Origin of the sequence: Marinobacter sp. DS40M6 (assembly GCF_028581595.1) — a bacterium.
Classification (GTDB): domain Bacteria; phylum Pseudomonadota; class Gammaproteobacteria; order Pseudomonadales; family Oleiphilaceae; genus Marinobacter; species Marinobacter salarius.
Window position 1 is genome coordinate 269,657 of the sequence record NZ_JAFCAE010000001.1, and the last position, 13,251, is coordinate 282,907.

Below are 13,251 nucleotides of genomic sequence, written 5' to 3' on the forward strand. Positions count from 1 at the left end.
TTTAATGTCCTCTGACATCTCCAGGCCTACGTATATGCCCGCTACTCAACAGTCACACTTTTCGCCAGGTTGCGTGGCTGATCCACATCGGTACCTTTCAGTACGGCGACGTGATAAGAAAGCAACTGCAATGGCACGGTGTAGACGATCGGAGACGTGATCGGGTGTACCGACGGCAGCGGCATTACGTGGATACCCTCCTGTGGCCGCACGTCCGCTGCCTGGTCGGCAAATACAAACAACTCGCCACCGCGGGCGCGAACTTCTTCCAGGTTGGACTTCAGCTTTTCCAGCAACTCGTTGTTGGGGGCCACGGTGACCACCGGCATCTCCCCGTCTACCAGAGCAAGGGGGCCATGCTTGAGCTCGCCGGCCGGATAGGCTTCGGCATGGATGTAGGAAATTTCCTTGAGCTTCAGTGCACCTTCCAGAGCCACCGGGAACATGGCGCCACGACCCAGGAACAGACTGTGGTTCTTGTCCATGAACGACTTCGACATTTCGGCGATATCGCCATCCAGTGCCAGTACCTGATCCACCTGGCTGGGTAGTAGGCGAATCGCCTCAACAATTTCTGCTTCGCGCGACTCTTCCAGGCCGTTGTGGCGAGCCAGCGCCAGGGTGAAGATCAACAGCGCGGTCAACTGGGTGGTAAACGCCTTGGTGGACGCAACCCCGATTTCCGGGCCGGCCTGGGTCATGATCACCAGGTCAGATTCCCGCACCAGGGAGCTGCCGGGCACGTTGCAAATGGCCATGGCGGCGCGGAAACCGGCCTTTTTCGCCTGGCGCAGGGCAGCCAGAGTGTCGGCGGTTTCGCCGGACTGGGAGATACACAGGAACAGGGTGTCCGGCTGAATCACATGCTTGCGGTAGCGAAACTCGGAGGCCACTTCCACGGAACAGGGCACGCCCGCCAGGTCCTCTATCCAGTAGCGTGCCACCATGCCGGCATGGTAACTGGTGCCACAGGCGATGATCTGAACATGGCGAACGTCTTCCAGCAGGTTGCCAGCCTGGGTACCCAGTGCCTGTTCCAGCACACGGGTGTTGGTAACCCGGCCTTCCGTTGTGGCGCGGATGACCCTCGGCTGCTCATGGATTTCCTTGAGCATGAAGTGGCGATACTCGCCTTTTTCGGCGGCGTCCTGGCTGTGTTCAAAACGGTTAACCGCGCGTTCCACCAGCTGCTTGTTACGATCATGAATCTCAATGTGATCACGACGGATATCGGCGATATCCCCTTCTTCGAGGAACATGAAACGGTCGGTGACAGGCAGTAACGCGAGCTGGTCGGAAGCGATGAAATTCTCGCCTATGCCGACACCTACCACCAACGGACTGCCTTCACGGCACACCACCATATGGTCTGGCTCGTCGGCATGAATCACTGCCAGCGCAAAGGCACCGCGCAAACGTTCAATGGCGGTGCTCACGGCCTCGTAAAGGCTGTTGCTGAGACGGAACTGCTTTTCGATAAGGTGCGCAACGACTTCGGTGTCCGTCTGGGAGGTGAACTCAAACCCCTCGGCTTTCAGTTCTTCCCGTAGCTCCTGGTAGTTCTCGATAATGCCGTTGTGGACAATGGCCAGGCGGTCACCGGACATATGCGGGTGGGCATTGATCTGGGACGGTTCACCGTGGGTTGCCCAGCGGGTATGGGCAATGCCGGCGGCTCCCTCAAGCCCGTTTCCAGTGATGGCATCGGCCAGGGCCGCAACCTTACCCACTTCGCGGGCCCGGTTGATGGCTTGTTTGCCGTCAATTACGGCCATGCCGGCGGAGTCGTAGCCCCGATATTCCAGACGGCGCAGGCCTTCGAGAAGAATTCCCTGAACATCCCTTTCTGATACCGCACCTACAATGCCACACATGTCGCTCTCACCTGTCCGTTGTAAATCGTTTAAATCACTTTTTCGTCGGCCGTTCCCAGCCGGAGATATTGCGCTGGCGAGCTCGTGCGACCGCCAGCTCACTCTCCGCTACATCACGGGTGATGGTAGAGCCCGCACCGATGGTGGACCCAGAGGCAACGCTGACCGGTGCCACCAGTGAAGTGTTGGACCCGACAAACACGTCATCACCAATAACGGTTCTGGACTTGTTCACCCCATCATAATTACAGGTGATGGTTCCTGCACCCACATTTACGTTACGGCCAAGTGAGGTATCGCCAACGTAACTGAGGTGGTTGATCTTGCTACCCTCGCCGACATCGGCTTTCTTGGTTTCGACAAAGTTGCCCACCTTGGTCCTGGCCGCCAGCCGGGTACCCGGCCGGAGACGTGCAAACGGCCCGATACTGGCGCCTGCACCCACATCCGCACCCTCGATCACTGAGTGCGCTTCAATTTTCGCACCAGCCGCAATCTGGCTGTCCCGTATCACACAACCGGGCCCGACGCTGACGCCGTCTGCCAGGGACACCTTGCCTTCAAACACCACGTTAACATCGATCAGGACATCCTGGCCCACCGACAATTCACCACGCACGTCAATACGGGCAGGGTCGGCCAGGGTGGCGCCCTCAGTCATCAAACGGTCCGCTTCCTGACGCTGCACCCAGCGCTCAAGTTCGGCAAGTTGAAGACGGTTGTTAACGCCCTGGACTTCGTATTCGCTGGCAGGCTGGGCAACGGCGATTTCCACACCGCGATCAGCCGCCATGGCAATGATGTCGGTCAGGTAGTACTCACCCTGAGCATTACGATTGGAGAGCTGCGGCAACCAGTCCTTCAAGTGGCGTGACGAGACCGCCAGGATGCCGGTATTTACCTCCCGGATTTGTTTCTGGGCGTCAGTGGCATCCTTCTGTTCCACGATCGCACGCACCTTGCCACTGTCATCCCGCAGGATACGCCCGTAACCATCCGGCGTTTCCAGGTTCACGGTCAACAACGCGAGTGAACGATCACTTACTTGAGAGACCAGGTTCTGGAGCGTTTCAACGTTGGTTAGCGGTACGTCGCCATAGAGAATCAACACCCGAGCCTCATCCGGCAGAGCCGGCAAGGCCTGAGCAACCGCGTGGCCAGTGCCCAGTTGCTGTTCCTGCAGTGCCCAGATGAGATCTTCGGCGGGGGTAATCTGCCGAACCTGCTCCGCACCATGTCCAATGACGCCATGGATACCGGAGGCGCCCAATTGGCGGGCGGTATCAATAACGTGATGGAGCATGGGCTTGCCAGCCACCCGGTGGAGAACTTTCGGCAGCGACGATTTCATTCTTGAACCCTGGCCGGCGGCCAGAATCACAACGTGAAGGGGAGTCATACGATTACCACGCTCCGGATCGGTAGCCAGTTTCAATGCCTGAATACAAAAAAACCGCACCCTTGGTTGCCTGACAACGTTTCGCTGTTCTCAGGCGACTCAGGATGCGGTTTCGGTGATCGGCAGTCCCGAACAGAAATGCTTAACGCATCTTGTTGCGCAGCTGCTGGATGGTGCGAAGCTGGGCAACAGCTTCGGCCAACTCGGCAGCGGCACGGGAATACTCGAACTCACCCGTTTGGTTGGCGAGTGCCTTCTCAGCCTCACGCTGAGCTTCGATCGCCGCTGCTTCGTCCACATCCTTGGCACGGACAGCTGTGTCCGCGAGCAGCGTTACCAGATTCGGCTGAACTTCCAGATAACCACCAGACACGTAGAGGATCTCCTCCTCTCCGCCCTGCTTGATTATACGGATAGGACCCGGCTTAAGCTGGGTCAGCAGCGGCGTATGACCCGGGGCAATACCCAGGTCACCTTCAGAGCCCGCTGCGATCAGCATTTCAACCAATCCGGAATAGATCTTTGTTTCGGCACTTACCACGTCACAATGCACGGTCATACCCATGTTGTTGCCTCTCTGATCGATCCGGAAACAAGCGCTTTAGGCTCAGATTACTTCTTCGCCTTGCTCTTCATTTCCTTCGCTTTCTCGACCGCTTCCTCAATGGTACCAACCATGTAGAACGCCTGCTCAGGCATATCATCATAGTCACCGTTGAGAATGCCCTTAAAGCTGCTGATGGTTTCCTTCAGGGAAACGTACTTACCGGGGGAACCGGTGAAGACTTCAGCAACATGGAACGGCTGGGACAGAAAACGCTCGATCTTACGGGCACGGGCAACGGTCAGCTTGTCTTCTTCTGACAGCTCGTCCATACCCAGGATGGCGATGATGTCTTTCAGCTCCTTGTAGCGCTGCAGATTGGTCTGCACGCCACGAGCCACTTCGTAGTGCTCGTCACCGATGACCAGTGGATCCAGCTGGCGAGAGGTGGAGTCAAGCGGATCGATCGCCGGGTAGATACCCTTGGAAGCGATGTCACGGCTCAGTACCACGGTCGCGTCAAGGTGGGAGAAGGTGGTCGCCGGGGACGGGTCAGTCAAGTCATCCGCCGGTACGTAGACCGCCTGGATAGACGTGATGGAACCGGTCTTGGTCGACGTGATCCGCTCCTGCAGCTCACCCATCTCCTGGGCCAAAGTCGGCTGGTAACCTACCGCGGACGGCATACGGCCGAGCAGGGCTGATACTTCGGTACCCGCCAGGGTGTAACGGTAGATGTTGTCGACGAACAGCAGTACGTCACGACCTTCATCACGAAACTTCTCAGCCATGGTGAGACCGGTCAGGGCCACACGCAGACGGTTTCCGGGAGGCTCGTTCATCTGGCCGTAGACCATCGCTACTTTATCAAGGACGTTGGAGTCCTTCATTTCGTAGTAGAAGTCGTTACCTTCACGAGTCCGCTCACCAACACCGGCGAATACGGAGAGACCGGAGTGCTCTTTCGCGATGTTGTTGATCAGCTCCATCATGTTGACGGTCTTACCAACACCAGCACCACCGAACAGGCCAACCTTACCACCCTTGGCGAACGGGCAGATCAGGTCGATAACCTTGATGCCGGTTTCCAGCAGGTCGGCAGATGCAGACTGATCTGCATAGCCCGGTGCCTTGCGGTGAATTGCCCAGCGCTCGTCTTCGCCGATCTCGCCCTGTTCGTCGATCGGACGACCCAGAACATCCATGATACGGCCCAGAGTCTGGGTGCCAACCGGTACCGAAATGGCCTTACCGGTGTTGTCTGCTTTCAGGCCTCGCTTGAGACCCTCGGTGCTGCCCATGGCGATGGTACGAACAATGCCGTCGCCCAGCTGCTGCTGGACTTCCAGAGTTGTTTCGCCACCTTCAAGCAGCAGTGCGTCATATACGTTGGGTACGGAGTCACGTGGGAATTCCACGTCGATAACCGCGCCAATGATCTGAACGATGTGTCCGCTACTCATGCTCGGTTCCTCGTTATCTAGATAGTCAATAAAACCAGTTGGATTGTTGGCGGATCAGACCGAAGCCGCGCCGCTGACAATCTCCGAAATCTCTTGGGTGATGGCTGCCTGACGCGCCTTGTTGTACGCCAACTGAAGCTCGTCGATGATGCCACCGGCGTTATCAGTTGCGCTCTTCATGGCGATCATACGGGCGGCCTGTTCACATGCCAGATTTTCTACCACACCCTGGTACACCTGGGATTCAATGTAACGTGGCAGAAGGCCATCGAGGATCTGCCTGGCATCGGGCTCGTAGAGATAATCCCACTGGTTCTTGATCTCTTCCTCGTCTTCCCCCGGAGGCAGCGGCAGAATCTGCTCCACCTGCGGGGTCTGGGTCATGGTGTTCTCGAACTCGTTGCTGACCAGGTAAAGACGGTCGATCTTGCCTTCCGAGAACGCGTCCAGCATGACTTTGACGTTGCCGATGAGTTTGTCAGAGCTCGGGCTGTCCCCCAGATGGGTCAGCGCCGCAACGACGTTACCGCCGTAGCTCCTGAAGAAAGAAGCACCTTTCTGCCCGATGGCGCACAGATCAGCCTCTACCCCTTTCTCCTTCCACGCTCGCATGTCACGGACAAGCGCTTTGAACAGGTTGATGTTCAGACCACCGCACAGGCCTCGATCCGTAGACACCACCACATAGCCCACGCGCTTTACTTCACGCTCGACCATGAACGGGTGCTTGTACTGGACGTTCGCCTTGGCAATGTGCCCAATAACCTGACGCATCTTTTCCGCATAAGGGCGTGTCGCCTTCATGCGTTCCTGAGCCTTACGCATCTTGCTCGCCGCGACCATTTCCATGGCGCTGGTGATCTTCTGCGTGCTCTTGATGCTGGATATCTGGTTACGTATTTCTTTTCCGACGGCCATAACTCACTGCCTTCTCAAGTTAGACACTCATTGCTCTAAAATCGGCCTGCAACACGTTGCAGGCCCATTCGTTACCAGCTCTGAGTGGTCTTGAATTTCTCAAGTGCAGCTTTCAGGCTCGCGGCGATTTCATCGTTGTAATCGCCTTTCTCGTTGATCTTGTCGAGAAGTTCTTTCTGCTCGGACCGCATCCAGTCCAGCATCAGTGCTTCGAACTTCACTACATTGTCGACATCAACGTCGTCCAGGAAGCCTTCGTTGGCTGCGAACAGAACCGTACCCATTTCAGCCACGGACATCGGGCTGTACTGGTTCTGCTTCATCAGTTCGGTTACCCGCTGACCGTGTTCAAGCTGCTTACGGGTCGCTTCGTCAAGATCGGAAGCGAACTGTGCGAAAGCGGCCAGTTCACGATACTGGGCCAGCGCCAGACGGATGTTACCGCCAAGCTTCTTCATGATCTTGGTCTGGGCTGAACCACCCACCCGCGATACCGAGACACCCGCGTTCATCGCCGGACGAATACCGGAGTTGAACAGGTTGGTCTCCAGGAAGATCTGGCCGTCGGTGATCGAGATCACGTTGGTCGGTACGAACGCGGAAACGTCGCCGGCCTGGGTCTCGATGATCGGCAGAGCCGTCAGGGAACCGGTCTGGCCCTTCACTTCGCCGTTGGTCAGTTTTTCAACTTCCTCGGCGTTGATCCGGGACGCACGCTCCAGCAGACGGGAGTGCAGGTAGAAAACGTCACCCGGGTATGCTTCACGGCCCGGCGGACGACGCAGCAGCAGGGAGATCTGGCGATAGGCCACAGCCTGCTTGGACAGATCATCATAGATGATCAGGGCGTCTTCACCGCGGTCACGGAAGTATTCACCCATGGACGTGCCGGAGTAGGGTGCCAGGAACTGCATCGCTGCAGGATCGGCGGCGCCGGCGGCAACTACGATGGTGTGATCCATAGCGCCATGCTCTTCCAGCTTGCGCACAACCGCGGCAATGGAAGACTGCTTCTGGCCAACTGCCACGTAGATACACTTGATGCCGGAATCTTTCTGGTTAATGATCGCGTCGATGGCGACGGCGGTCTTACCGATCTGGCGGTCACCGATGATCAGCTCACGCTGGCCACGACCGATTGGCACCATGGTGTCAATGGCTTTCAGACCGGTCTGGACCGGCTCATCAACGGATTGACGAGCGATAACACCGGGAGCCACTTTCTCGACCGGTGAGGTCAGATCGGTGCCCAGTTCGCCTTTGCCATCGACGGGATTACCCAAGCCATCAACCACACGGCCCATCAGTTCCGGACCCACCGGTACTTCCAGGATGCGGCCGGTGCAACGAACCTTCTGGCCTTCCGCCAGGTCTTCGTAGTCACCCAGTACAACCGCGCCCACGGAGTCACGCTCCAGGTTCAGGGCCATACCGAATATGCCGTTGGCAAATTCAATCATCTCACCGTACATAACGTCGGCGAGACCGTGGATCAGTACGATACCGTCAGAAACGGAGAGGATCGTACCTTCGTTCTTTGCATCGGAAGAAATATCGAGCTTTTCGATTCTCTTCTTGATGATGTCACTGATCTCGGATGGATTCAGTTGCTGCATGCCTTTATCCTCAAACCTTGTGCTGAAATCAGGAGCCCAGAGCGTCGGCCAGTTTGGTCAGCTTTCCGCGTACAGATGCGTCAATCACCATGTCGCCGGTGCGTACAATCACACCACCGATCAAAGACTTGTCCATTGACGCTGCGAGTGACACTTGGCGCTCGAGTTTGGTCGACAGTGCCTGGGCGAGCTTCTGCTGTTGTTCGTCCGTCAGCTCATATGCCGAGGTGACTTCAATATCAACAGTACGCTCAAAGTCAGCCCGGTACGTGTTGAAGAGCGCTGCAATTTCGGGCAGAAGACTCAACCGGCGATTGGCCGCCAGAATCATTAAGAAATTGCGAACCGACTCTGTGACGTTGTCTCCAACGCACTCCAGAATCATGTCTGCCTTCTTCTGCTCTTCGGTGCCTGGACTGGCGAGAAGCTGTCGAATGTCTTCGTTGGCTGTAATCTGCCCGGCAACGGTTAGCACTTCAGACCATTCAGCCAGTTGCTTCTGGTCCTGAGCGGCCGAAAATGCTGCCTTTGCGTAGGGGCGGGCCAGCGTTCTCAGTTGTGCCATGATGAACCTCGTCGTTTAGAGTTCTGCTGCCAGCTTGTCCAGCATCTCACTGTGCTTGTTGGCATCGACAGAGGTTTCCAGGATCTTCTCAGCACCAGCAACCGCGATGGCGGCGATTTCCGCACGCAACGCGTCACGAGCCTGATTGCGCTCCTGCTCAATTTCGGCCTTGGCCTGCTCAATCAGCTTCTGGCCTTCCTTGCGGGCATCGTCTTTCGATGCTTCCACAATCTGGGCCGCACGCTTGTTGGCCTGTTCGATCAGGCCAGCCGCTTGCTGCTTGGCTTCACGCAGTTCCTGAGCTGACTTTTCCTGAGCCAGTTCCAGATCGCGCGCAGCGCGGTCTGAGGCAGCCAGTCCGTCAGCGATCTTCTTTTGACGCTCCTGCAGTGCGGCCATAATCGGCGGCCACACATATTTCATGCAGAACACGACAAAGATAAAGAACGCGATGGCTTGACCAATCATCGTCAAATTAATGTTCACGTCTTCACCTCTCGCCTGTTGTGTAAAGAATCATCAGACCGGGAAGTTCCCCGGCGGCGACTCGATTAACCGGCGATCTGGCCGACAAACGGGTTGGCGAAAGTGAAGAACAGAGCGATACCAACACCGATCATGGTTACGGCGTCCAGCAGGCCTGCAACGATGAACATTTTAACCTGCAGCATCGGGGTCATTTCCGGCTGACGCGCGGCGCCTTCCAGGAATTTGCCACCGAGGATACCAAAGCCGATAGCAGTACCCAGGGCACCCAGGCCGATCAGCAGTGCAACGGCAATCGCGGTCATTCCAACTACAGTTTCCATGATAACTCCCAGTTTTCAGTTAGGTTTTCAGTTTAAGGGTTTCGGTTTTCAAACTACGGTTTAATGGTTCCGATCAATGACTGTCTTCATGAGCCATGCTCAGGTAAACAATCGTCAGCATCATAAAGATGAACGCCTGCAGCGTGATGATCAGAATGTGGAAAATGGCCCAGGGTACCGACAGCGCCCACTGTGCCCAGAATGGCAGCAGGGCGATCAGGATAAAGATCAGCTCACCGGCGTAGAGGTTACCGAACAGACGCAGTGCCAGTGAAATGGGCTTGGCCAGCAGGCTCACGCCTTCCAGCAGCAGGTTGACCGGTACCAGCAGTACTTTGAGAAAGAAGTTGTCGGAAGAGAACGGGTGCAGGGTCAGCTCGCCGACAAAACCACCAACACCTTTGACCTTGATGCTGTAGTAGATAATCAGGAAGAACACGGAGAGCGACATGCCCAGTGTGACGTTAACGTCCGTGGTCGGCACCACCTTCATGTATTCCAGACCCATCATGTGGAACAGCTGGGGCAGGAAGTCTACCGGCACCAGATCCATCAGGTTCATCAGGAAGACCCAGCAGAAGATGGTCAGCGACAGGGGTGCAATCACCTTGTTTCGGCCGTGGAAGGTCTCCTTCACGCTGGTATCAACAAACTCGATCAGGATTTCAACGAAGTTCTGAAGGCCGCTGGGCTGACCAGAGGTAGCACGCTTGGCCGCCATGCGAAACAGGATCAGGAACAGGGCGCCCAGTGCAACAGCCCATCCAAGAGAATCCACGTGAACGGCCCAGAATCCCATATCGGAGGCTTCCCGGGCATTATGGGCCATGGTCCAGCCCGCTTCTGACATCACCGAACCGTCCGCACGCTCGTAACCGGCCGGAAGTTTACCGTAGGTGAGGTTCTGGAGGTGGTGCTGGATATACTCTGATGCGCTGCCTGCCATAACGTTCTCTCAGGTCCTGTTAGCTTCGCTGCGTTCTGCGGCCCGCTAGGAGCGGAGTCAACCAATTGGTGACCAACATGATCGCAAATGATAAAAAAAGTGCCGCTATATCAAGCGACGGAATCCATTTGAACACCATCGTAAACAGGATGGCGCACAGGATGAGCTTGCCGGCCTCACCCTGGTAAAAAGAACTCATGATCTGCCTGGCAGACCGCGCGCCGGAGTAGCGGAAAGCCTTGAAGGCAAAATAACCGTGGGGCAGAAGAAAAATAAGCCCCCCAAACAGTGCTGAATAACCGGCCACCTGGCTTTTAAAGAGGAATGCCAGACTGACGACGACCAATACCACACTTTCTATTACAAACCATCGTGCGATGGGCGGACGCTGTATGCCACCCTGTTCAGCCTTCGTCATGGTATTTCCCGGTTGCCACACCGCTTTGGTTCGGTGCCGTTTATTAATTAGACAATCGCACCGATACAAGCGCCGCAGATTATATGTGTTCAATCTACACGAATCAACAAAACCGGAACGGTCGCTCCGCCCCGAAACACGCAGAAAAACTGGCGTTGGGGGGCATGAGGGACACAAATAGACACCAACATGAAGGGGCAGCACTATATGTAGTGGTACCTAGTCAAAACTGACCTTTGGTACCCCGCCGTTGGTCGCAGAGTGCCAACACTAAATTGTTAACAGTGGCGCTATGGAAATCCTGCCAGGGACGTTACTTGATATGGCCCAGAATGCCATCCAGTTCGTCGAGGGAGGTGTATTCGATCACCAGCTTGCCCTTGCCGCGCTGGCCATGGTCAATCGACACCCGGGCACCGAGTCGCTCGGCCAGGTCGTCCTGCAGGGCACGGATGTTCGGATCCACTTCACCCTTGGCTTTCTTGCGGTTCGGCGATTCCTGTTGCACCCGGCGAACCAGGGCTTCCGTCTGCCGCACTGACAGGGATTTCGCGACCACCTGTCGCGCCACCTGCATCTGCTGCTCGGGTTGAAGCGTAAGCATGGCCCGACCATGACCCATTTCCAGATCACCGTGCTCCAGCATGACACGAACGTCTTCCGACAGGCTGATCAGCCGCAGCAGGTTGGTGATGGTGGTACGGGACTTACCCACCGCTTCCGCGACCTGAGCCTGGGTCAGGCCGAACTCATCCTGCAGGCGTTGTAGCGCAAAGGCTTCTTCGATGGGATTGAGGTTCTCGCGCTGGATATTCTCAATCAGCGCCATGGCGATAGCGGCATCATCCGGCACGTCGCGGATAATGGCGGGAATGCGGTCGAGCTCGGCCATCTGGGTGGCTCGCCAGCGGCGCTCGCCGGCGATCAGCTCAAAGCGGCCTTCGGCAATCGGACGCACCACCACGGGCTGCATCACGCCCTGCTGGCGAATGGAGTCAGCCAGTTCCTGCAGGGCCGCCGGATCCATGTCACGGCGAGGCTGGAACCGGCCACGCTGGATCAGGTCGATCGGAACTTCCCGGAGCTCACCATCGTGATCCTTCAGTTCCTGGTCCAGGTTGACCCTGGAGCCCTGCAACAGAGCGCCCAGTCCGCGCTCACCCAGTCCTCGTTTCTTCGCCGCCATGGTGTTTGTCATTCTTCCCGATGAAATATCTGTGTGCAAAGGAGAGGTAGTTTACACGGCAACAGCCGCGGATGTCTTTTGCGATCCATGCCGGCGTACCATCTCACCAGCCAGGGCCAGATAGGCCACCGCGCCCTTGGACGCGCGGTCGTATTTCAGGGCCGGCATACCATAGCTGGGGGCCTCCGCCAGCCTCACGTTGCGGGGGATCACCGCGCGGTAGACCTTGTCACCGAAAAACTCGTTGAGCTGACTGGACACATCCAGAGTCAGGCTGTTGCGGGGGTCATACATGGTGCGCAGGATGCCTTCCACCTGCAGATCCGGGTTGACGGTCTCCTGAATCTGCTCAACCGTGTTCATCAAGGCCGCCAGACCTTCCAGGGCATAGTATTCGCACTGCATGGGAATCAGCACCGTATCCGCCGCTGACAGCGCATTGACGGTCAGCAGGCTGAGGGACGGCGGGCAGTCGATCAGGATGTAGTCGTAGTTCTCCCGAACCTTGTTCAGGGCCAGGCGCAGACGATGCTCGCGGCCGATTTCGTTCATCAGCTCCACTTCGGCGGCGGTCAGGTCGCCGTTAGCCGGCAATATGTCAAACCCAGAGACTTCGGCCCGGAAAATCACCTCGGCTGCCGTTGCCCGTTTGGTGAGCATGTCGTAGCCGGAGAGCTCCAGGGCATTCTTATCCACACCACTGCCCATGGTGGCGTTGCCCTGGGGGTCCATATCCACCAGTAACACGCGGCGCTTGGTTGCGGCCAATGACGCAGCCAGGTTGACGCAGGTGGTGGTTTTACCCACACCGCCTTTTTGATTGGTCACTGCAATCACACGCGCCATGACTCGCCTCCTGTCGTGAAATTCTGATGGCTGGAATCCCGACCGATCACCAGCAGGTGCCGGTCGCCGTCCGAGCCAGGTACCGATAATGACTGTCGGGATGTTACCTGCCAACCCACTGGCAGGGCAGCCACCTCATCATCCGGAAACTGGCCTTTCATGGCAAGGAACTCGCCCTCATCCGCAAGCAGATGCCCGCACCAGTTGACGAGGTTATCCAGTGCCGTAAACGCTCGACTGCTGATCTGCTGGTATCGGATCGCGGGATCACAGCTTTCAGCCCGGCCGTGAATGATCTCCACATTCTTCAGGCCGAGTTCCAGCACACACTGGGTCAGGAAGCGGGTTTTCTTGCTGTTGCTGTCCAGTAGGGTAAAACGCCTTTCGGGCAACGTGATTGCGAGGGGGATGCCAGGCAACCCTCCTCCGGCGCCAACATCCAGCAGATGGTCCGCGGTAACAAATGGCAGGATACTGAGGCTGTCCAACAACTGGCGCGACACCATCTGTCGTGGCTCCCGTACAGCCGTCAGGTTATAGGCCCGGTTCCACTTATTCAGCAGGGCCAGAAACGCCAGCAACTGTTGCTGGCTGGCGCTGTCCAGTTCCAGGTTGAGGTCAGCCAGGCCCTGGGTGAGCTGGCGTTGCCAGAGTGCGTCGCTCATGG

Annotated in this window: 14 protein-coding genes; all 14 read right to left on the reverse strand. The window is 57.0% G+C overall.

Translation table 11 applies throughout. From position 1 onward, the window contains the following. Positions 1 to 41 precede the first annotated feature (41 nt). A complete protein-coding gene (gene glmS, locus JJO78_RS01205; RefSeq protein WP_036211699.1) occupies positions 42 to 1,874 on the reverse strand; it encodes a glutamine--fructose-6-phosphate transaminase (isomerizing) in 1,833 nt (610 codons plus the stop codon). A gap of 34 nt (positions 1,875 to 1,908) precedes the next feature. After that, positions 1,909 to 3,273 carry a bifunctional UDP-N-acetylglucosamine diphosphorylase/glucosamine-1-phosphate N-acetyltransferase GlmU gene (glmU, locus tag JJO78_RS01210; protein WP_075196412.1) on the reverse strand — a complete coding sequence of 455 codons (1,365 nt, stop codon included), beginning with the start codon at positions 3,271 to 3,273 and terminating at the stop codon, positions 1,909 to 1,911. Positions 3,274 to 3,415: 142 nt separating this feature from the next. Beyond that, positions 3,416 to 3,838: a F0F1 ATP synthase subunit epsilon gene (locus tag JJO78_RS01215; protein WP_007153013.1), complete on the reverse strand. Its 423-nt coding sequence runs from the start codon at positions 3,836 to 3,838 to the stop codon at positions 3,416 to 3,418. Positions 3,839 to 3,885: 47 nt separating this feature from the next. Beyond that, positions 3,886 to 5,280, reverse strand: a complete 1,395-nt coding sequence (gene atpD, locus JJO78_RS01220; protein ID WP_036211702.1) for a F0F1 ATP synthase subunit beta — start codon at positions 5,278 to 5,280, stop codon at positions 3,886 to 3,888. A 54-nt stretch (positions 5,281 to 5,334) separates the two neighbouring features. Beyond that, positions 5,335 to 6,198: a F0F1 ATP synthase subunit gamma gene (gene atpG, locus JJO78_RS01225; protein ID WP_036211705.1), complete on the reverse strand. Its 864-nt coding sequence runs from the start codon at positions 6,196 to 6,198 to the stop codon at positions 5,335 to 5,337. Between the two features lie 71 nt (positions 6,199 to 6,269). Next, positions 6,270 to 7,814, reverse strand: coding sequence for a F0F1 ATP synthase subunit alpha (gene atpA / locus JJO78_RS01230; protein ID WP_036211708.1), 1,545 nt, complete (start codon positions 7,812 to 7,814; stop codon positions 6,270 to 6,272). A 28-nt stretch (positions 7,815 to 7,842) separates the two neighbouring features. Next, the gene (locus JJO78_RS01235; RefSeq protein ID WP_007153009.1) at positions 7,843 to 8,379 is read right to left on the reverse strand and encodes a F0F1 ATP synthase subunit delta; all 537 of its coding nucleotides are present in this window, start codon (positions 8,377 to 8,379) and stop codon (positions 7,843 to 7,845) included. 15 nt (positions 8,380 to 8,394) lie between these two features. After that, positions 8,395 to 8,865 (reverse strand): F0F1 ATP synthase subunit B, encoded by a 471-nt coding sequence (locus JJO78_RS01240; protein WP_036211711.1) that lies wholly within the window; start codon positions 8,863 to 8,865, stop codon positions 8,395 to 8,397. A 65-nt stretch (positions 8,866 to 8,930) separates the two neighbouring features. Continuing rightward, a complete protein-coding gene (gene atpE, locus JJO78_RS01245) occupies positions 8,931 to 9,188 on the reverse strand; it encodes a F0F1 ATP synthase subunit C (protein WP_012138088.1) in 258 nt (85 codons plus the stop codon). Between the two features lie 73 nt (positions 9,189 to 9,261). Further along, entirely contained in the window at positions 9,262 to 10,134 is an 873-nt protein-coding gene (atpB, locus tag JJO78_RS01250; protein WP_036211714.1) for a F0F1 ATP synthase subunit A, read from the reverse strand. Between the two features lie 19 nt (positions 10,135 to 10,153). Further along, the gene (locus tag JJO78_RS01255; protein ID WP_036211717.1) at positions 10,154 to 10,552 is read right to left on the reverse strand and encodes a F0F1 ATP synthase subunit I; all 399 of its coding nucleotides are present in this window, start codon (positions 10,550 to 10,552) and stop codon (positions 10,154 to 10,156) included. Positions 10,553 to 10,865: 313 nt separating this feature from the next. Next, positions 10,866 to 11,738, reverse strand: coding sequence for a ParB/RepB/Spo0J family partition protein (locus JJO78_RS01260; protein WP_036212072.1), 873 nt, complete (start codon positions 11,736 to 11,738; stop codon positions 10,866 to 10,868). A gap of 51 nt (positions 11,739 to 11,789) precedes the next feature. Next, complete coding sequence (locus JJO78_RS01265; RefSeq protein ID WP_036211720.1) at positions 11,790 to 12,584, reverse strand: ParA family protein; 795 nt, start codon at positions 12,582 to 12,584, stop codon at positions 11,790 to 11,792. Next, positions 12,572 to 13,249 carry a 16S rRNA (guanine(527)-N(7))-methyltransferase RsmG gene (gene rsmG / locus JJO78_RS01270; RefSeq protein WP_036211723.1) on the reverse strand — a complete coding sequence of 226 codons (678 nt, stop codon included), beginning with the start codon at positions 13,247 to 13,249 and terminating at the stop codon, positions 12,572 to 12,574. The genes JJO78_RS01265 and rsmG overlap by 13 nt, the downstream gene beginning before the upstream one ends. Positions 13,250 to 13,251: the final 2 nt, after the last annotated feature.

What these genes read in the sequence shown, in the direction of transcription:
- JJO78_RS01235 (WP_007153009.1), bottom strand. Translation starts at nt 8,379, where the DNA reads ATGGCACAACTGAGAACGCTGGCCCGCCCCTACGCAAAGGCAGCATTT.
- glmS (WP_036211699.1), bottom strand. Translation starts at nt 1,874, where the DNA reads ATGTGTGGCATTGTAGGTGCGGTATCAGAAAGGGATGTTCAGGGAATT.
- atpE (WP_012138088.1), bottom strand. Translation starts at nt 9,188, where the DNA reads ATGGAAACTGTAGTTGGAATGACCGCGATTGCCGTTGCACTGCTGATC.
- JJO78_RS01260 (WP_036212072.1), bottom strand. Translation starts at nt 11,738, where the DNA reads ATGGCGGCGAAGAAACGAGGACTGGGTGAGCGCGGACTGGGCGCTCTG.
- atpA (WP_036211708.1), bottom strand. Translation starts at nt 7,814, where the DNA reads ATGCAGCAACTGAATCCATCCGAGATCAGTGACATCATCAAGAAGAGA.
- atpB (WP_036211714.1), bottom strand. Translation starts at nt 10,134, where the DNA reads ATGGCAGGCAGCGCATCAGAGTATATCCAGCACCACCTCCAGAACCTC.
- rsmG (WP_036211723.1), bottom strand. Translation starts at nt 13,249, where the DNA reads ATGAGCGACGCACTCTGGCAACGCCAGCTCACCCAGGGCCTGGCTGAC.
- JJO78_RS01215 (WP_007153013.1), bottom strand. Translation starts at nt 3,838, where the DNA reads ATGGGTATGACCGTGCATTGTGACGTGGTAAGTGCCGAAACAAAGATC.
- atpD (WP_036211702.1), bottom strand. Translation starts at nt 5,280, where the DNA reads ATGAGTAGCGGACACATCGTTCAGATCATTGGCGCGGTTATCGACGTG.
- JJO78_RS01265 (WP_036211720.1), bottom strand. Translation starts at nt 12,584, where the DNA reads ATGGCGCGTGTGATTGCAGTGACCAATCAAAAAGGCGGTGTGGGTAAA.
- atpG (WP_036211705.1), bottom strand. Translation starts at nt 6,198, where the DNA reads ATGGCCGTCGGAAAAGAAATACGTAACCAGATATCCAGCATCAAGAGC.
- JJO78_RS01255 (WP_036211717.1), bottom strand. Translation starts at nt 10,552, where the DNA reads ATGACGAAGGCTGAACAGGGTGGCATACAGCGTCCGCCCATCGCACGA.
- glmU (WP_075196412.1), bottom strand. Translation starts at nt 3,273, where the DNA reads ATGACTCCCCTTCACGTTGTGATTCTGGCCGCCGGCCAGGGTTCAAGA.